This window comes from Bradyrhizobium sp. (genome assembly GCF_004799445.1).
In the GTDB taxonomy this organism is placed as follows: Bacteria; Pseudomonadota; Alphaproteobacteria; order Rhizobiales; family Xanthobacteraceae; genus Bradyrhizobium.
On sequence record NZ_SSNA01000098.1, the window covers coordinates 42,046 to 60,540 of the forward strand.

Here is an 18,495-nt window from a genome sequence, read left to right on the forward strand (position 1 = left end):
ACCAAGGCTTTGCCTAGCGACTGCCGATGAAACACATTCCCATGCCTGAGACATCGCTGAGGACCTGACAGGCGAGCCCCCTGGCGCAGGTCCATGACCTGAAACTGCGGTCATTGTCGGCGGCGTTGGGGCGCTGGCCATAGCAATGCGCGCCCCAGCCGTCGTCATATTCGGTCCCGACGAGTTCGCTACTGCCGCGCAATTGCGGCCGGCTGGAAAAGCCCCGCGAGTAGTCCGGGCGTTCGCCGTCGCGCATCGAGGTCAGAATGGCGCGGCGGCGGATCTGGTCGCCGAAGAAATGCGGCGAGCCCGGCACCACCGTCGAATTCGAAGGATGGACCGCCATCCAGTCGACGCCCGGGAAATGAAACCCGCCGATGCCACGGGTTTGATGGCAGCCGGAGCATGTGATGTCGTTGAGCCGGCGCTCGAAGCCCGCGAGCGAACGGATATTCTGCAGGCTGATGCCGCGTTTTGCCGCGTTTTCCAGGGCCGCGACGACGTCGTTCTTCGTGAATACCGGATCATCTCGCTCCCCTTGCACCAGGCCGAAGGCCGGTTGCAGGTCGGAGGGCGAAAATCCGGTCGGGGTCGGGGCGATCGCGCGGGTCGCGAGATACGCTTGCGGAATCAGAATCGTCCCGCGATCGAGTTCACTGAAATGCGTTGGCTCGAGCAACCATGCCTTGAAGTCGCGCGCGAGACTCCTATCCGCCAGGATACGCTCGCGATCTATCTGGTTTTCGAGCGGCGCTTCCTCGAACGTCTCCGCCGGCGCGTTGTAGTCAAACACCTTCAGGAGATAGTCGGTGCGGAAATCGCGGACCTGTGATTTCGGCGCGTGCGCGATCTGAAGATTGGTCTCGATGCGGACGATGTTCTCTGGCCCGATCAAATCCAGCGGGCCGGCTTCGGATGTCAGTTTTTCCGCAAGCTCAACCCCGGTCTGCGGCCAGTCGCCCGCTGCGAGCCACCGACGCGCGATCCCGGCGCAGCCAAGTGCGGCAGCCCTGTTGTTCGTCGCATTACCATCCGTCGCCCTGTCGTGCGTCGCCGCGTCGTTCCTGGCCCTGAGCACCAGATTGAGGGTCATCGGCAGCCGCGGCGAGACCACCTGATCACCGGTCGCCGGCACATCGGCCCGCGTCAGCCGGTAGATCAGCCGGATTTCACCGCAATTGGCCTCGGACAGATAGGCGCGGTCCATCCGGTTGACGATGCCCGCCAGCACGAAGCGCGCATCGGGAGAATAGAGCGATGCGCGATCGAACAACTGAAAATCAAAGCCCGTTCCAACGCCGATGGTCTCGTTCGGAAGATCGGCCTTGTGTCGTTGCGTGTACCGCTCGAACTCTTCATCAAGCGCCCTGCGGACGAGGGCCATCGAGGGCAACGCGAACAACTCGCTGCCGCTAAGCGGCGCTTCCGCCGGCCGCGCCGGCACAAGGAGACGAACGAGGCCAAATCTTCCGCGGTCGAGTTCGCGCAAAGCCAGAGGATCGGTGATCGCCACTCCACGCTCCAGCGCGGGCGCGCTCTGCGCGTGGCGTAGCGGAAGCAGGCTACAAAACAGAACGAGGATGACGACGAGAAATCGCAATGGCCGGCCCATATCCTGACAAACACCGCGCAACAAGCTGCATTCCAGGCCTCTCGCAGGCAGCGCTTCTATTTCAGGAAAATAGCCGAAAAGCGGGCCGGCTGTCGCGCGGCCATCAAAATCACCACGCTTGGCTTCACGTCGCAGTGAAGCGACTGGCCAGGGCCTGACCCAGCTTCGCTGAATCAGAACCCCCGCCTGACATGATCTTTTTGCAAAAACCGCTACCCGCTTTGCGGGATCATGGTCTATCGCGCGACGATCAGGCCCTTGCTGGTCACGACGACCCAGCGGCCGTCCTGGCGGCGGATGGCATCGACCCGGCCGAGGCCCGGCACGAAATCACCCGCATACACTTCGTAAACGCCCTGCCGTCCGTCGATTAGCGCGCCGCCACGGGCGACGTCACGCAGCACCCAGCCATCCACCGTCGGCAACCTTCCGACGTCGACCTTGGGCGCCGTGGCCGCTGCCGCCGTTGCCGGCGGCGTAATCGAGCCGGTGACGTCCTTTGCCGGCGCCGGCGCCGCGGCGACCGGCGCAGGCGCAGTGGCCGGTGCGGCGCGCAGCTTGTCCACGGCCTCGCTGAGCTTGGCGATTTTGGCGGCGGGCTCAGCTTGCGCCTTCTCGAGCTTGTCGAGACGATCGCCGGTCTTGTTGAATTGGCTCATGCCGAGCTTGGAGGTGTGTTCGGCGCCGGCCTTCAGCGCCAGGATATCCGCATCGATCCGCGCGACAGTGGCCTCGAGCGCGTGATTGCCGGGGGGCGCGGCGTCATCGCCGGCAACATGCGTCAGCGCAGCCGTCGCCAGCGCGCCGCCGAGCGCGCCTGCCAAAATGGCCAACGCCACCACGGCAGCAAGGGCTGCGATCCGGCGCTTGCCGAACATGGCCTGGCTCTCCGTGATCTCTGGTTCCGAACTGTGCTCGTTGTCTGTCCAGGCCCGATCGCCGGATGACATGATCATGATTTTGCCGGGGATGCGCGGCGCGGCGGCCTCGGCGGCATCGGAACTGGCGGCATGGATGGCCGCGGCGTCAGCCTTGGGCGTATTAGCCTTGGGCGTTTCAGCCTTCGGCATGTCAGTCTTGGGCGCGTCGGCCTCCGGCATTTCGGCGGCTGCGCCCTGCTCCGGCGCCAGACCCGGGGATTCCAGGTCGGTCGATCGGTGCGCCGCCTGCTGCGCCGAGGAAGCCACCGGTTCGTTTTGCCCGTCCGACGAATGGGGAACGGCCGGCCCGTCGCCGAGGGTACCGGATTCACCGCTGATCTGTTCGCCCGTTTGTTCGCTCACGATCAAAATCTCCAGTAAAGGTTGACCATTTGGTAACTTTTATTGCTTGCGAAATCGTTACCTGGCCGCCGGCTTACCGAAATTTAAGGAAGTCACCGGCGCGGGTCTCAACCCAGGACCGCGTCCTTCGGCCGGCCCCTGACGGGCGGATCGCATTTCGAGCCGATCATGCCCATCGCCGCGCGCCCTCAACAACCCGACGAGCCCCGAGCGCCCCGGTTTGACAAAACGGGGTGCGGTCTGCTCAAAAGCGTCAACAAAATGCCGGTACAAATTCTGGGGGGAACGCCATGAAACTCTACGACTCGATCGGACCGAACCCGCGCATCGTCCGCATGTTCATGGCCGAGAAGGGCATTGAGATACCCAGGCAGACCGTCGATCTGCGCGGCGGCGAAAACCGGCAGGCCGACCATCTCAAGCGCAATCCGCACGGCCAGATGCCGACGCTGGAGCTTGATGACGGCAGCTATCTGTCGGAGATCACCGCGATCTGCGAATATCTCGAAGAGAAAAAGCCGGAACCGGCGCTGATCGGAACGACGCCGGAGCAGCGCGCCGAGTGCCGGATGTGGACGCGGCGGGTCGACCTCAATATCTGCGAGCCGCTCGCCAACGGCTATCGTTTTGGCGTTGCCCTGAAATTTTTCCAAGACCGGATTCCCTGCGCGCCGGAAGCTTCTCCGGGCCTCAAGATGATCGCGGCCAACCGCCTGCAATGGCTCAACGTTCAGATGGCGGGCAAGCAGTATCTCTGCGGCACGCGCTTCACGCTGGCCGATATCCTGCTCTACTGCTGGATCGATTTCGGCAATGAGGAGCGAGTCGGCCAGCCGCTCGATCCCGCCAATACCAATATCGCCGCCTGGTTCGCCCGCGTCAGGGAGCGGCCTTCGGTGAAGGCGTAGCTGGTTTCGTGTTCCGGACGCGGTGCAGCGCCTCTTCGCGGTGCACCGCAGAGCCGGGATCCACTCGTTTCCAAATGATGGGGCCGCCGGATCAGCAGCGCACCGCTAACGCGCTGCACTGCATCCGGGGAACGACACCTCCGGCAAGAATCAAATCACCACCGGCTTATCCGAAAGTTCATTCGGCCCCGTTCCGTGTTTCGGAAAGTGCGCCGCCAATTGCTGCGAGACCGCCTGGATTCCCTTGACGACGCCGCCGGCGAAATTGCCCGCCTTGAAATCGGTCTCCATGGCCTTGCAGATCCTCTCCCAGCCGGCGGCGCCGACCTTGGCGTCGATGCCGCGGTCGGCGACGATCTCGACCTGGCGGTCGGCCAGCAGCAGGTAGATCAGGACGCCGTTGTTATGGGCGGTGTCCCAGATCCGCAATTGCGAGAAGATGTCGAGCGCGCGCTCACGCGCGGACTGGTTCGTGAACAGCGGCTTGCCGTCCAGCGCACCCTCGACCACGAAGCGGACCTGGCCGGAATGGGTTTGCTCGCCGGCCTTGATCGCCCGCTCGATCACGGAGAGCGCTTCCGGCGGAAAAATGCGTCGTACCCGCCAGCCGTGCTCGAGAAGATGCTTGCCGATGCGCTTGATGCTCATGCTTGCCTACCAGCTACCCGACGCGCCGCCGCCGCCGAAACTGCCGCCGCCGCCGGAAAACCCGCCGCTGTCGCTCGAACTACTGCCGGAAAACGAACCGCCGCCGCCGGCCCAGCCGGTTCGACCGCTCGACGACGCGAAGCTGCCACCGAACAGAGTGAAGACGAAGGCAATGGCTGCCGCGATCAACGACAGCGCCAGCGATCCCAGGATGAACCACGCCAGCAATCCGACAATGCCGCCGGCGGCAACCGAGCCGACCAGCCTGCCGAGTGCCATCCGCAGGAAGCCGCTGAGGGCAATCACGCCGAAGATGATGAACGGGAACGCGTCTCCGACCTTGTCGGGCAAACTCCAGCTCTGCTGCGGCTGCGGCGCGGGAAGCGGCTCGCCGTTGATGACCGCGACGATCCGCTCGACGCCTGCAGCAATCCCGCCGGCGAAATCCCCGCTCCTGAATTTCGGCACGATGATCTCGTCGATGATGCGCTTGGAGGTGACATCGGTCAGCGCGCCCTCGAGGCCGTAGCCAACCTCGATGCGAAGGTGACGGTCGTCCTTGGCGACAACAAGCAGGGCGCCGTCGTCGATCTTCTTGCGCCCGATCTTCCAGGCTTCGGCGACCCGGATCGAATATTGCTCGATCGTCTCGGGCGCCGTGGTCGGAACGATCAGCACCGCGACCTGGCTGCCTTTGCGCGCTTCCATATCTCTGAGGGTTTGCGTCAGCGAGGATATATCGCCGGCCGACAGCGTGCCGGTTTGATCGACCACCCGCCCCGACAGCGGCGGCACCGCAACGTCGGCAGCCGCGGCGAAAGCCCAGCACACCAGCAGCGCAAGCAGGGAAACCCTTGCAGCGATCATCGAGGAGCCAGTCTGTTTATCGAAAGCTACTTCGCGGGTGCCGGCGCCGGATTGAAATCCACTTTCGGCGCGGTCGAGATTTCCTTTTCGTTGTCGACCGTAAAATTGGCCTTTTCCTTGTAACCGAACGCCATCGCCGTCAGGTTGTTCGGGAAGGTGCGGATGCCGACATTATAATCCTGCACCGCCTTGATGTAGCGATTGCGCGCCACCGTGATGCGGTTTTCGGTGCCTTCGAGCTGCGACATCAGGTCGTGAAACAGCGCATCGGATTTGAGCTGCGGGTAATTCTCGGTCACCACCAGAAGCCTCGACAGCGCGCTGGAGAGTTCGCCCTGGGCGGCCTGGAATTTCGCGAACGCACCGGGATCGTTGACGAGTTCCGGTGTCGCCTGGATGCTGCCGACCTTGGCGCGGGCGTTGGTTACCCCGAGCAGCACGTCCTTTTCCTGCTGCGCAAAGCCTTTCACGGAATTGACGAGGTTGGGCACCAGATCGGCGCGGCGCTGGTACTGGTTCAGGACCTCGGACCAGGCCGATTTGACCTGCTCGTCATTGGTCTGAATCGCGTTGTAGCCGCAATTGGTCAGGCTCAACGTCGCCAGCGCCGCCAGCACGGTCCATAGTCTGCGCATCGAAATCTCTCCGGTTATGCTTGGACCGCAAGGTATCAGAACGATGTGTCAGGGAACACAGTCATTCCGGGGCGCGCAGCAAGCGCGAACCCGGAATCTCGAGATTATGGCGGGAGATTCCGGGTCTCGGCCTAACGGCCGATCCCGGAATGACGACCTCGAGTTACACCCGCGCCGCTTTGGCCTGCTGAATCGCCTGCCAGACCTTCAGCGGCGATAGCGGGGTATTGATCGACTTGATGCCAAGCTCGCTCAGCGCATCCATCACGCCGTTGGTGATGCAGGGCGGACCACCGATCGCGCCGGATTCGCCGCAGCCCTTGGCACCGAGCGGATTGGTCTTGCAGGGCGCCGAACCATCGAGCGTGACCTCGATCGGCGGAATGTCGTCGGCCCGCGGCAGGCAGTAATCCTGATAGCTCGCGGTCAGCAATTGGCCTTCGGCGTCGTAAGCCACGCCCTCATACAGCGCCTGCCCGATCCCCTGCGCGACGCCGCCGTGAACCTGTCCCGTCACCAGCATCGGATTGACGGCGACGCCGACGTCATCGACCGTGGTATAGCGCACGACGCGCGTGATGCCGGTCTGCGGATCGACCTCGACTTCGCAGATATGCGTGCCGTTCGGCCAGGTCGGCCCGTCGACTGAACCTTCACTGTCCACGCTGAGGCGCCCGCCATTCTCCTTTTTCGCGATCTCGAACAGGCCGATCCGCTTGTCGGTGCCGACCACCGTGAGCGCACCCTCGCGATATTCGATGTCCTCGATCGAGGCCTCGAGCATCTGCGAAGCTTTCTCGCGCGCCTTGGCGATCAGATCGTTGGCGGACACCACCGCCGCCGTACCGCCGACAAACAGCGAGCGCGAGCCGACGCTGCCGAATCCGATCGCGAGATCGGTGTCGCCCTGCACCACGTCGATCTTGTCGATGGGAATGCCGAGCGATGCCGCCACCATCTGCGAGAACGAGGTTTGCAGTCCCTGCCCCATCGCCTGCGTGCCCGCATTCAGGATGACGCGACCTTCCGCAGTGGCGTGCAGCGAGACCTTTTCGGTATGCACGGTTCCACCGGTCCACTCGATGTAGCTGGTCAGGCCGCGGCCGTAGAGCAGGCCCTTCTTCCTGGCGGCCTTCTTGCGCGCGGCAAAGCCGTCCCAGTCCGCAAGCTTGGAAGCGCGCTCGAGCATGTGCGCGAACGCGCCGGAATCATAAACCTGACCGACGGCGTTGGTGTAGGGCATCTGCACGGGCTTGACGTAGTTCACCTTGCGGATGGCGCGCGGGTCCATCCCGATCTGGCGGGCGGCGGCGTCCATCAGCCGCTCCACGATGAAAACCGCTTCCGGCCGCCCGGCGCCGCGATAGGCGCCGACCGGCGCGGTGTTGGTCATCACGGCCTTGGTCTCGTAATGCACCAGCGGCAGGTCGTAGACGCCGGTCTGGACGAAGGGACCGAGCACCAGCGGAATGAGGGCGCCGGTGCCGGACACATAGGCGCCGGTGCCGCCGATCGAGCGCACCCGGTAGGCCTGCACGCGGCCTTTGGCATCGAGCGCAAACTCGGCTGATGAGGTCAGGTCGCGGCCATGGGTACCGCCGAGGAATTCATCGCTGCGGTCGCCGCGCCAGCGCACCTTGCGGTTCAGCTTGACGGCCGCATAGGCCACCATGCCGTCTTCCGGATAGAGGCTGGTCTTCTGGCCGAAACCGCCGCCGATGTCGCCGACCAGCACCCGCACGCTTTCCTTCGGCCGCTTCAGCACGGCTTCGGCAAGAATGTCGCGGGTCGAGCCCGGCGTCTGCGACTGCACATGCAGGATCAGCCGTCCGGTTTTCTTCTCGACCTCGGCGATGGTCGAGCGCGGCTCCATGGCGGAGGGGACCAGGCGCTGGCTGACCAGATCGAGCGAAACCACATGGGCCGCCTTGGCGAAGACCGCCTCCACCGCGGCCGCATCGCCATAGCTCATCGCCGCCACGATGTTGTCGGGCGCCCCCGCCCATACCACTGGCGCGCCAGGTTTGGTCGCGGCGACGGGATCGACGACCGACGGCAGCACCTTATATTCGACCACGATGGCCTCGGCCGCGGTCTGCGCGGCCACACGCGATTTCGCCACCACGGCCGCCACCGGCTCGCCGGCAAAGCGCACCATCTCATGGGCCAGCAGCCGCCGCGGCGGCACCGTCATCGGCGAGCCGTCGGGGCGCGGGAAAACCAGCAGCGTCGGCAGCGTGCCGATGTCATCGGCGACCAGATCGGCGCCGGTGTAGACGGCCTCGACATCAGTCATCGCAGCAGCAGCCTTGGTATCGATAGCCACGATTTTGGCATGGGCATGCGGCGAACGCAGCACATGCAGCCACAGCGCGCCTTCTTCCGGCTTGTCGTCGATAAACTGGCCTTTTCCGGTGAGAAGCCGCTGGTCCTCAAGCCGCTTGACGGATTGGCCCGCACCGAAACGCATGTTGCCGGGAAGAATGTTCATGAGCTGATCCTTCGAGTGTGCTGGGCTGGGTCGGGGATTGTTTTAGCCGATAGGCAAGGAACAGGCCAAGCCCTTCATACGCCGTCATTCCCCCCGCAAGCGCGGAGCGCTTGTCGCCGGGCGCGCTTTAGCGCGAGCCCGGAATCTCGAGATTCCGGGTTCGCTCCCTTCGGTCGCGCCCCGGAATGACTCGGTTGGGTTAGGCGATCTCCCGCAACACCGCCTCGACCGCCTTGCGCTCATCGGCGGTCAGGGCGGCCTGAGGCGGGACGGGATCGCCGACGTTGTAGCCCTGGATCGCAAGCCCGGCCTTGATGCAGGCGGCGAGATTGTAGCGCGCGAAGGCCTCGTTGACGCGCCACAGTCTGCGCTGCAGCACCAGCGCCTGGTCCCAGCGCCCGGCCTTGCAGAGATCATAGAGTTCGACGCTCTGCCGCGGAATGATGCAGGCCGGCCCCGCCATCCAGCCCACGCCGCCGATCAGCATCACCGCGGCCGGGATATGCGCGGATGCCGAGAACACGCGGATCGCGTCGCCGCAGCGGTTCATGATCGACAGCAGCCGCCCGGTATTGGTGGAGGCGTCCTTGATATATTGAATGCGCGGATGGGCCGATAGCCGCGCGACGCAATCGAGCGAGAGGTCGGAGCGCTGAAATTGCGGATTGGTGTAGATCACGACGGGAATATCGACCGCATCCGCGATGGCGCGAAAATAGGATTCGACCTGCGCATCCCCAAGCGGGAAATACGCTTCCAGGATCGCCAGAATGCCGTCAGCACCGAGCTTTTGACAGGCTTTTGCCTGAGCCACCGCATCCGCGGTCGACGTCGAGGCGACGCCCGCAATTACCGGCACGCGGCCTTTGGCAGCTTCGATGGTCGCCTGCACCACGGCTGCGCGCTGGGAATTGTTCAGATAGGCGAACTCGCCGGTCGAGCCGAGCGGCGTCAGCCCGTGCACACCGGATGTGATGAGATCGTCGCAGAGCCGGCCGAGCACCTCGGTGCGGATTTGCTCCGACGCATCGATCGGCGAGACCAGATAGGGAAAGACACCGTGGAAATCAGGCATGGTCTGGGGCAAGTCCCGCAATGCACGGCGCCCGGACGCCGTGTCGTTGTCCCTCTATAGTTCAGCCGATGCCAACCGGGCAACCGATCAGGCACAGTCCGTCACTGTCCCGGCGACCAGGCCGGAAAAGCCTGCTGAATCCGCAGCATGATGAAATCGAGCAGCAGACCGACGGCCAGCATCGTCAGGATATAGGCGAACACGGTCGGGCTCTCGAAAAATCGCTGCGAATACATCAGCGTGGCGCCCATCCCGCCGCCGCCGCCGACCATCTCCGCGGTAAAGGTCGTGATCAGCGACACCGGCAGCGCAACCCGCAACGCCGCGAAGATACGCGGCCATGCCGCCGGCAGCACGATGCGAAACAGCAGGGCAAAGTTCGAGGTTCCCAGCGAATAGGCCGACCAGATCCAGACCCGGTTGAGGGCGGAGGCCGCGGCAAAGGTTCCGATCAGGATCGGAAACACGCAAGCAAAGGCGACGAGCAGGATTTTGGAGATGCTGTAGATGCCGAACCAGAGGATGAAGATCGGCAGAAACGCGATCTTCGGCGAGGGAAAAGCGAGCGCGATCACGGGATCGAACATCCAGTGAAGAAGGCGATTGCGCGCCATCGCAATCCCCAGGGGCACGCCGATCGAGGTCGCCAGCAACAGCCCCGCGGCCGCGCGGAACAGGCTGGTGAAGAGATCGCCCGGCAGCGAGCCATCGGCGCAGACCGACCACCATTCGCCAAGCACCTTGGTGAAAGCCGGCAGAAACAGCGGCGAGGCAAGCCCGGCGCGCGCGGCGGCTTCCCAGACGGCGACGATCGTCAGGACCGAAATCAGCGACCGGAGTTGCAGGCCACGCTTGCTTGCCACCTTCTCCATCATCGCGCCCGGCTCATGCCAGCTCCCGCCGGGCTGACGACTCGTGCCAGCGCAGGCATTTGTCAGTCGCGATCAACAGCAGCCGATCGGCGAGGAAGGCGACGACGACAACGCAGGCGATCGCCGCAAACATGTAGTCGTAGGCGCCGTTCTCGCCGTACATGAAAATCAGTTTGCCGATGCCGTTGGTCGACGCGACCATTTCCGAGGAGATCGCCAGCACAAAGGAAAATCCCAGCGCGACGCGAAGGCCGGCGAAGATATCGGGAAGCGCATGGGGCAGGAACACCCGCCACAACATTCCCTTGGGCGGCGTGCCGAAGGCTTCCGCACCCCAGATCAACACGCGCGGGGTCGAACGGACCCCCTGAAAGGTGTTGACCACCATCGGCAGCAGGCAGGCGAGAAACACCGCGCACACCGTCGTCACGGTGCCGATTCCGAACCACAGAATGAACAACGGGATCAGCGCCGATTTCGGCAATGAATATGTGCCGCCGACGATCGGCGCGGCATAGGCGCGAAAGACCTCCGAACGCGCCATCATCAGGCCGAGCCAGACGCCGGCCATGGACCCCAGCGCCAAGCCTATCGCCGCGCGCGACAGCGTGACAAGGAGATTGTCCCGGATTTCCCGTCCCGTCAGGAGGTCGGCGATGGCGTAGGCCACACGCACCGGCGACGGCAGGAAGGACGGATCGACGAGCCTGAACGTACCGGCCGCCTGCCAGATCAGACCCACCACGACGAGTGGAATAATCCGCCCGATCGGCGACCACAGATACGAATGGCGGTCAGATCGCTGCATTCGCAGTTTCCGCCGCAAGCGCCTGGTGCCTAACCGCGATCCAGACCTGGTTTCGAATCTTGTTGAACGCATCCGATGTGACGAGCTGCTCGCGCGGGATGGTGCGGTCGAGATCGATCCTGAACTCGTCGACGATCTGTCCCGGCCGGGCCGACATCACGCAGATGCGGTTGGAGAGATAGACCGCCTCGGTGACATCATGCGTGATCATCAGCACCGTCTTGCGGGTCTCGAGCCAGATCCGCAGCAATTCGTCCTGCATCACCTCGCGGGTCTGCGCATCGAGCGCGCCGAAGGGCTCGTCAAGCAGCAGGATGGCGGGGTCGCAGGCCAAGGTCCGCGCGATCGCGACGCGCTGCTTCATGCCGCCGGAGAGCTCACGGGGGTACCGGTCTTCGAACCCCTTCAGCCCGATGACGCCGATCAGCCGGTCGGCGATTTTCGCGCGCTCATCGGATGCAAGCCCACCACGTTCGAGGCCGTACAGGATGTTGTTGCGCACCGAGAGCCAAGGAAACAGCGCATATTCCTGAAAGACCACGCCGCGGTCGGTGCCGGGACCATGGATCACCTTGCCGTCGACCAAAACCTTGCCGTCGGCATTCAGAAAGCCGCCGACCACGTACAGCAAGGTGCTCTTGCCGCAGCCGGAGGGACCGACGATGGACACGAACTCGCCTTCGGCGATCGAGATGTCGACGGCCCTCAGCGCCTGCACCGGACTGTTGTCGCCGGGATATGATTTGGAGACTCCCCGGATCTCGATTTTCGGTGTCGGGTCGGTCAAGGCGCGCATGGCTTCGGCAGGAAACCGAGATTGAGATATTTGGCGACCTCGATGCGACGATCGATCAGCTTCTCCTCGAACATCGCATCCAGCGGCTTTTGGACGGTCTGCGCGGAAACGCAGCCGTTGGGGTCGCGGTAGTAGTCGCGATCGGTTGCGAAATAGGAGTTCAAGACCTCCTTCGGCGATTTCGTGAAGTCGGAGACGATCTGGACCGCCTTTTCGCGGTTGGCGGGATCATAGAACCACGCGATGCCGTCGACGTAATCGGCGAGGAAGCCGCGCACGGCGTCGGGGTTGGCCTTGAGGAAGACATTGGTCGTCACCTGAAAGATCACCGAGGACGGGCCGAACGCGTCGCCGCCGGTGAAGACGGGACGAAGGTCGCCCTTGGGACTTTCGACCGCCAGGAAGGGAATCACCAGCACGCCGCAGTCAATCCGCTTCTCGCGAATGGCGGACGCAATATTCGGAAAGGCGATTTCGACAATCTCGACATCGCGCCGCGGATCGATCCCGTTCTTCTTCAGCACCACGCGCAAGGCGAGATCGACGGCGGAAGCAAACGCGTTGATGCCGATCTTTTTGCCTTTCAAATCGGTCACGCTTTTGATCGGCGAGTCCTTCAACACCATGAAGCTGTTGGTCGCATTGCCCGGATGCCCGTCCTGATAATTGTCCGAGATGATCGTCAATCCGCCGGGCACCGCGTCCTTGACGATCACGGTCGCAAAGGCCGGGCCCGACAGTGTCGCCACATCGACCTGTCCCGCCGCGAGCAGCGCGGCCGCTTCGGGCGTTCCGCGCGTGAACGTCATGTCGAGGGTATAGGACTTGCCGTAGTTCTTCAGCACGTTCTGTTTGAGGTGGTCCAGGAAGATGATGGTTTCCATCTCGTTGGGGCCGATCCCGCCGCCGGTCGCGTAGCGGATATTGGGGACCGTTGCGGCCGAGGCGCGCGAAACAAAGGGAGCCGCGATCGCGGCGCCCGCAGCACCCAGCGTAAAGACGCGGCGTGAAATGCGGTGGTGGGTCGGCTTCATCGGGTTTTCCCTTGTTTCAGCAATCAAGCAAACATCATGTTTTGAGCAATGCGATGGCTTCGATTTCAACCAGCAGGCTCGGGTGCGACAACCGCCGCACCTCGACGGTTGTGCTCGCCGGCAGACCGACGCCGAGATAATCGTGCCTGACGTCGACATGTTTGAAGAATTCGTCGATGTCGGTGACAAAGGTCGTGGTCTTGACCAGATCGTGGAGCGTCGCCCCCGCCGCCTCAAGCGCGTTCTTGAGGTTCTCGCCGACCTGCCGGATCTGGGCACGCATATCGCCGGGACCGACGATGTCGCCATTCTGGTCGCGCGCCAACTGGCCGGAAATGAAAACCAGCTTCTCGCCGGATGCGACTACGACATGGGAGTACAGCACGTGGCCGCCGACGTTCCGCTTGAACAGGGAGGCCGGCTGAATTTTCTCGATCGTCATGCTTCGATGCGTCCGTCAGGTTGCCTGCGGAGAGGTTAGGGCAAGACGCAAGGCGGCTCAATCGCCAAGCCGGCATGGCCGGCAAGCGCAACGCAGGCGAAAGTGCATGGGGCCTTGCAATTAGACGGGGTGCTGCCGTCGTATGGCAGAGCTGTATCCCCTCATGCCCAACCCGGCAATTTGCTCTTGCCCGCCATCCCGCTAGGCCTTCTTGTTGCCGGTCCCGCCCTTCTCACCGGCGCGGCGCAGGGCTTCGGCGAGCGCTCCGCCGCCGGAGGACTGTTGCGGCTTGCGCGGCGTCTGTGATGTCATCGACGCGCGGGAGTTGTCGCGTGGCATGCCTTGCGCCGGACGTTCGCTTCTGCCACCGGGTTCGTCGTCGAGACGCAGCGTCAGCGCGATGCGCTTGCGGGCGACCTCGACCTCGAGCACCTTGACCTTGACGATGTCGCCCGACTTCACCACCTCGCGCGGATCCTTGATGAAGGACTTCGACATCGCCGAGATGTGCACCAGCCCGTCCTGATGCACGCCGATATCGACGAAAGCGCCGAATGCCGCGACGTTGGTTACGGTTCCTTCGAGGATCATGCCGGGTTTGAGATCCTTCAGCGTCTCGACCCCCTCCTTGAACACCGCGGCCTTGAAGGCCGGGCGCGGATCGCGGCCGGGCTTTTCAAGCTCGCGCAGAATGTCGGTCACGGTCGGCAAGCCAAACGTGTCATCGACGAAGCTCTGCGGCTTGACCTGGCGCAGGATCTCGGCGTTGCCGATCAGCGCCTTGATGTCGCTTTTGGTCGCGGCAAGAATCTTGCGCACGATGGGGTAGGCCTCCGGATGAACGCCGGAGGCATCGAGCGGATCGTCGCCACCGGCGATGCGCAGGAAGCCGGCGCATTGTTCGAACGCCTTCGGCCCCAGCCGCGGCACCTGCTTCAGCGCCTTGCGTGACCTGAACGGACCGTTGGCGTCGCGGTGCTGCACGATGCTTTGCGCCAGTCCGGTGCCGATCCCCGATACCCGCGTCAGCAGCGGCGCCGAGGCGGTGTTGGCATCGACCCCGACCGCGTTGACGCAATCCTCCACTACCGCATCGAGCGAACGCGCCAGTTTGCTCTCGCCAAGGTCATGCTGATATTGCCCGACGCCGATGGCTTTCGGATCGATCTTGACCAACTCGGCCAGCGGATCCTGCAGCCGCCGGGCAATCGACACCGCACCGCGCAAGGTGACGTCGAGTTCCGGCAATTCCTCGGACGCAAAGGCGGACGCCGAATAGACCGAGGCGCCGGCTTCCGACACCACGACCTTTGACATCTTCAGGTCCGGCAGCAGCTTCACCAGATCCATCGCGAGCTTGTCGGTTTCGCGCGACGCCGTGCCGTTGCCGATCGCAATCAAATCGACGCGATGCTGCACGGCGAGCTTGCCCAGGGCCGCCAGCGCCTCGTCCCAGCGCCGCGCCGGCTCGTGCGGATAAATCGTGGTGGTGGCTACCACCTTGCCGGTGGCATCGACGACGGCGACCTTGACCCCCGAACGGAAACCCGGATCGAGGCCCATGGTGACGCGCGCGCCGGCCGGCGCCGCCAGCAAGAGGTCGCGCAGATTCGACGCGAACACGCGCACGGCCTCCTGCTCCGCCGCGGTCCACAGCCGCATCCGCAAGTCGATATTAAGATGGACCTGGATCTTGGTGCGCCACGCCCACCGCGCGGTCTCCACCAGCCATTTGTCGCCGGGGCGGCCCTGGTCGGAAATCGCGAAACGCTGCATGATCTTCAGTTCATAGGAGCTGACCACGGCCGGCGTAGCAGTGACCGGCTCGGGCAGCATTTGCAGGTCGAGTATCCCCTCTTTCTCGCCGCGGAACATCGCGAGGATCCGGTGCGACGGCAGCCTGGTGAGCGGTTCGCTGAAATCGAAATAGTCCTTGAACTTCTCGCCTTCGGTTTTCTTGCCACGGCGCACGGACGAGGCCATCAGCCCGTTCGACCACATCTGCTCGCGCAAGCTCCCGATCAGGTCGGCGTCTTCGGCGAAGCGCTCGACCAGAATTGCGCGCGCGCCCTCGAGCGCGGCCGCGGCGTCGGCCACCTGCTTGTCGGGATCGACGAACGGGACGGCCACGGCTTGCGGGTCGTTCTCCGGCTGCGCCAGCAGCAGATCCGCCAGCGGCTCCAGCCCCGCCTCCTTGGCGATCTCGGCCTTGGTTCGGCGCTTCGGCTTGAACGGGAGATAGATGTCTTCCAGGCGCCCCTTGCTGTCGGCCGCCAGAATGGCCGCTTCGAGCGCGGCGTCCAGCTTGCCCTGCTCGCGGACGGAGTCGAGGATCGCAATACGGCGTTCTTCCAGCTCGCGCAGATAATTCAGACGCTCCTCCAGCGTGCGCAATTGCGCATCGTCCAGCGCACCGGTAATTTCCTTGCGGTATCGCGCGACGAACGGAACCGTCGCGCCGCCGTCGAGAAGCGCCACCGTCGCCTCGACCTGTTGTTCGCGAACACCGAGTTCTTCCGCGATCTGCCGATTGATATTTGCCACGCGCGATCTTTCTGACGCCGTCGCGGCGGGTGAATCGCCAGCCGCGGGAGGACGCTTATGGACCATCGCCGACGGCTTCAGCAACCCGCCGCACCAAACAAATTGATCTGTGGACGGGAGGTTCGCATTCAAGGCGAAGCCATGCTGCAAAGACCAGCGCGCATCCTTCCTGCGGCGGGATAAAGGGTGGCCGGTGGCGCTTGACCGATAAGTCTTGGATAAACCTCATTGTCCGCTTTGCGCCGCGGCGGTCTCAGCTTCAGGCTACATCTTCGAATTGAATGGCGAAGCCGTGACGGCCAGAACGAAACAAGCCGGCCCGGTCATTCCGCCAGCCTGGGCTGTCCGATCGCGTCATCAACGCGGATTGAGTTTTTGCGCGAAACGCCACTTCGGTGGAATGGGGCCAGCCTCACACCCGCCCTCGTCAGCAGCGAGCGCGCGCAACCTTCTACGCTCCAGCTTCAGCGGACGCAGGTTTTCTTGATCTGCCGGCGCAAACGGCAGCTCCGCCGGGGGTGGGGGTAATGACCACACCAGCGGAGCTGACGAGAGCGCTTGTCTCAGGCCGCCTTGGCTTTGGACTTCGCCACATGGGTGGCGATCGCATCCATCAAGGCCGGCGACAGACAATCGTAGGGTTCGAGCCCGAGTTCCCTGAGGCGCGCCCGGATCGCGTTCATCTCGGACGGGTTGACGCCGGACTCGATCACCGAGGACACGAACGCCGCAAATACCGGGGCTGCGGAGCCGACTTCCTGGAACAGTTCGGGATGGATGAAGTCCAACCCGTAGAACGGATGCGCCTTGTTCTCGATGCGGCCGTACATATGGGTGCCGCAAACCTTGCAGGCGTGGCGCTGGATGGTCGCGGAAGCATCGATGATATGAAGCTTGTCGCCGTTCTCAAGTACCGTCACGTTGTCCCGTGGCACCACCGCGACCACCGAGAAGGTCGCCCCGGCGGGCTTCCAGCATTTGGTACAGCCGCAGGCGTGGTTGTGCGCGACGTCGCCCTTGATGCCGACCTTGACCGGCTTGTCCTTGCACTTGCAGACTAGGGTCCCGCCGGCAAAGCTGCCCGAACCCTTCTTGACGCCGCTGTCAACCGATGGATGGATGTGAACAGTCATGGGCCTATCCTCCTTGTGTTTGACGCTTTTGATTCGAAAAACGCGCTTGGTTTAGAACACGACGACCGAACGGATCGACTTGCCTTCGTGCATCAGATCGAAGCCCCTGTTGATCTCCTCGAGCTTGAGGACGTGGGTGATCATCGGGTCGATCTGGATCTTGCCGGTCATGTACCAGTCGACGATCTTCGGCACGTCGGTGCGGCCCCGCGCGCCGCCGAACGCCGTGCCTTTCCAGACCCGGCCGGTCACGAGCTGGAACGGCCGGGTGGAAATTTCCTTGCCGGCTTCCGCCACCCCGATCACCACCGACACGCCCCAGCCGCGATGACAGGCTTCCAGCGCCTGGCGCATCACGGTGGTATTGCCGGTGCAGTCGAAGGTGAAATCGGCGCCGCCGTCGGTAAGCTGAACCAGATGCTGGACGATATCGCCATCGACCTTTTTGGGATTGACGAAATGCGTCATTCCGAAGCGGCGGCCCCACTCCTCCTTGGAATCATTGAGGTCGACGCCGATGATCTTGTCGGCGCCCACCATCCGCGCGCCCTGGATGACGTTGAGCCCGATACCGCCGAGCCCGAACACGACCACATTGGCGCCCGGCGTGACCTTGGCGGTGTTGACCACCGCGCCGACGCCGGTGGTCACGCCGCAGCCGATGTAGCAGCTCTTGTCGAACGGCGCGTCCTCACGGATTTTCGCGACCGCGATCTCCGGCAGCACGGTAAAATTCGAAAAGGTCGAACAGCCCATATAGTGGAAGATGGTCTTGCCCTTGTGGCTGAAGCGTGAGGTGCCGTCGGGCATCAGGCCCTTGCCCTGGGTGGCGCGGATCGCGGTGCACAGGTTGGTCTTCTGGCTGAGGCAGCTTTTGCACTGGCGGCATTCGGGCGTGTACAGTGGGATCACATGGTCGCCCGGCTTCACCGAGGTGACCCCCGGTCCCACTTCGCGGACGATGCCGGCGCCCTCATGGCCGAGGATCGAGGGGAAAATTCCCTCGCTGTCGAATCCATCAAGCGTATAGGCGTCGGTGTGGCAAATCCCCGTCGCCTTGATCTCGACCAGGACTTCGCCGGCCTTCGGGCCCTCCAGGTCGAGCTCGACGATTTCAAGCGGCTTCTTCGCCTCAAACGCGACTGCGGCGCGTGTTTTCATCTTATTCTCCTGTTGCGCTCTTCAACATCGCAAAACATGTCGTCATCCACACAGCACTGATTCACAGCTTTCCCGCGTGCTCATTTGATCCCCGTGCAACTGGTTTCGGCGGCCTTGGCGGCGTCCGGCTTGTCTTCGTGTTTGGGCGGACGGCCGCCCGGAATGGCGTCGCTGGCGCGCGCCCGC

General features: G+C 63.7%; 16 protein-coding genes. 1 reads left to right on the plus strand and 15 read right to left on the minus strand.

Features of this window, described 5'->3' with window-relative positions; genetic code table 11:
• Positions 1 to 13: 13 nt before the first annotated feature.
• Positions 14 to 1,612: a hypothetical protein gene (locus tag E8A46_RS12950; RefSeq protein ID WP_291561188.1), complete on the minus strand. Its 1,599-nt coding sequence runs from the start codon at positions 1,610 to 1,612 to the stop codon at positions 14 to 16.
• Positions 1,613 to 1,848: 236 nt separating this feature from the next.
• Complete coding sequence (locus E8A46_RS12955; protein WP_291561150.1) at positions 1,849 to 2,901, minus strand: hypothetical protein; 1,053 nt, start codon at positions 2,899 to 2,901, stop codon at positions 1,849 to 1,851.
• 284 nt (positions 2,902 to 3,185) lie between these two features.
• On the opposite strand from E8A46_RS12955, the gene E8A46_RS12960 reads away from it, so the two are divergent.
• Positions 3,186 to 3,803 carry a glutathione S-transferase family protein gene (locus tag E8A46_RS12960; protein WP_291561152.1) on the plus strand — a complete coding sequence of 206 codons (618 nt, stop codon included), beginning with the start codon at positions 3,186 to 3,188 and terminating at the stop codon, positions 3,801 to 3,803.
• A gap of 150 nt (positions 3,804 to 3,953) precedes the next feature.
• On the opposite strand, the gene E8A46_RS12965 is transcribed toward E8A46_RS12960, so the two are convergent.
• The 13 genes from E8A46_RS12965 to E8A46_RS13025 form a co-directional block, all read right to left on the minus strand.
• Complete coding sequence (locus tag E8A46_RS12965) at positions 3,954 to 4,451, minus strand: TPM domain-containing protein (protein ID WP_291561155.1); 498 nt, start codon at positions 4,449 to 4,451, stop codon at positions 3,954 to 3,956.
• 6 nt (positions 4,452 to 4,457) lie between these two features.
• Positions 4,458 to 5,318 carry a YgcG family protein gene (locus E8A46_RS12970; protein WP_291561157.1) on the minus strand — a complete coding sequence of 287 codons (861 nt, stop codon included), beginning with the start codon at positions 5,316 to 5,318 and terminating at the stop codon, positions 4,458 to 4,460.
• A 26-nt stretch (positions 5,319 to 5,344) separates the two neighbouring features.
• Positions 5,345 to 5,953, minus strand: coding sequence for a LemA family protein (locus E8A46_RS12975; RefSeq protein WP_291561159.1), 609 nt, complete (start codon positions 5,951 to 5,953; stop codon positions 5,345 to 5,347).
• A 163-nt stretch (positions 5,954 to 6,116) separates the two neighbouring features.
• Entirely contained in the window at positions 6,117 to 8,444 is a 2,328-nt protein-coding gene (locus tag E8A46_RS12980) for a xanthine dehydrogenase family protein molybdopterin-binding subunit (RefSeq protein ID WP_291561162.1), read from the minus strand.
• A 199-nt stretch (positions 8,445 to 8,643) separates the two neighbouring features.
• On the minus strand, positions 8,644 to 9,519 hold the full coding sequence (locus tag E8A46_RS12985) for a dihydrodipicolinate synthase family protein (RefSeq protein WP_291561163.1): 876 nt from the start codon (positions 9,517 to 9,519) through the stop codon (positions 8,644 to 8,646).
• Between the two features lie 101 nt (positions 9,520 to 9,620).
• Positions 9,621 to 10,394 carry an ABC transporter permease gene (locus tag E8A46_RS12990; RefSeq protein WP_291561166.1) on the minus strand — a complete coding sequence of 258 codons (774 nt, stop codon included), beginning with the start codon at positions 10,392 to 10,394 and terminating at the stop codon, positions 9,621 to 9,623.
• Between the two features lie 10 nt (positions 10,395 to 10,404).
• Entirely contained in the window at positions 10,405 to 11,199 is a 795-nt protein-coding gene (locus tag E8A46_RS12995; protein WP_291561168.1) for an ABC transporter permease, read from the minus strand.
• On the minus strand, positions 11,186 to 11,995 hold the full coding sequence (locus E8A46_RS13000) for an ABC transporter ATP-binding protein (RefSeq protein WP_291561171.1): 810 nt from the start codon (positions 11,993 to 11,995) through the stop codon (positions 11,186 to 11,188). Before E8A46_RS13000 ends, E8A46_RS12995 begins: the two co-directional genes overlap by 14 nt.
• Complete coding sequence (locus tag E8A46_RS13005) at positions 11,983 to 13,029, minus strand: ABC transporter substrate-binding protein (RefSeq protein WP_291561173.1); 1,047 nt, start codon at positions 13,027 to 13,029, stop codon at positions 11,983 to 11,985. Before E8A46_RS13005 ends, E8A46_RS13000 begins: the two co-directional genes overlap by 13 nt.
• Positions 13,030 to 13,063: 34 nt before the next feature.
• Complete coding sequence (locus tag E8A46_RS13010) at positions 13,064 to 13,471, minus strand: RidA family protein (protein WP_291561175.1); 408 nt, start codon at positions 13,469 to 13,471, stop codon at positions 13,064 to 13,066.
• Positions 13,472 to 13,672: 201 nt separating this feature from the next.
• On the minus strand, positions 13,673 to 16,015 hold the full coding sequence (locus E8A46_RS13015) for a Tex family protein (protein ID WP_291561177.1): 2,343 nt from the start codon (positions 16,013 to 16,015) through the stop codon (positions 13,673 to 13,675).
• A gap of 563 nt (positions 16,016 to 16,578) precedes the next feature.
• Positions 16,579 to 17,148, minus strand: a complete 570-nt coding sequence (gfa, locus tag E8A46_RS13020) for an S-(hydroxymethyl)glutathione synthase (protein ID WP_291561179.1) — start codon at positions 17,146 to 17,148, stop codon at positions 16,579 to 16,581.
• A gap of 51 nt (positions 17,149 to 17,199) precedes the next feature.
• On the minus strand, positions 17,200 to 18,309 hold the full coding sequence (locus E8A46_RS13025) for an S-(hydroxymethyl)glutathione dehydrogenase/class III alcohol dehydrogenase (RefSeq protein WP_291561181.1): 1,110 nt from the start codon (positions 18,307 to 18,309) through the stop codon (positions 17,200 to 17,202).
• Positions 18,310 to 18,495 lie beyond the last annotated feature (186 nt).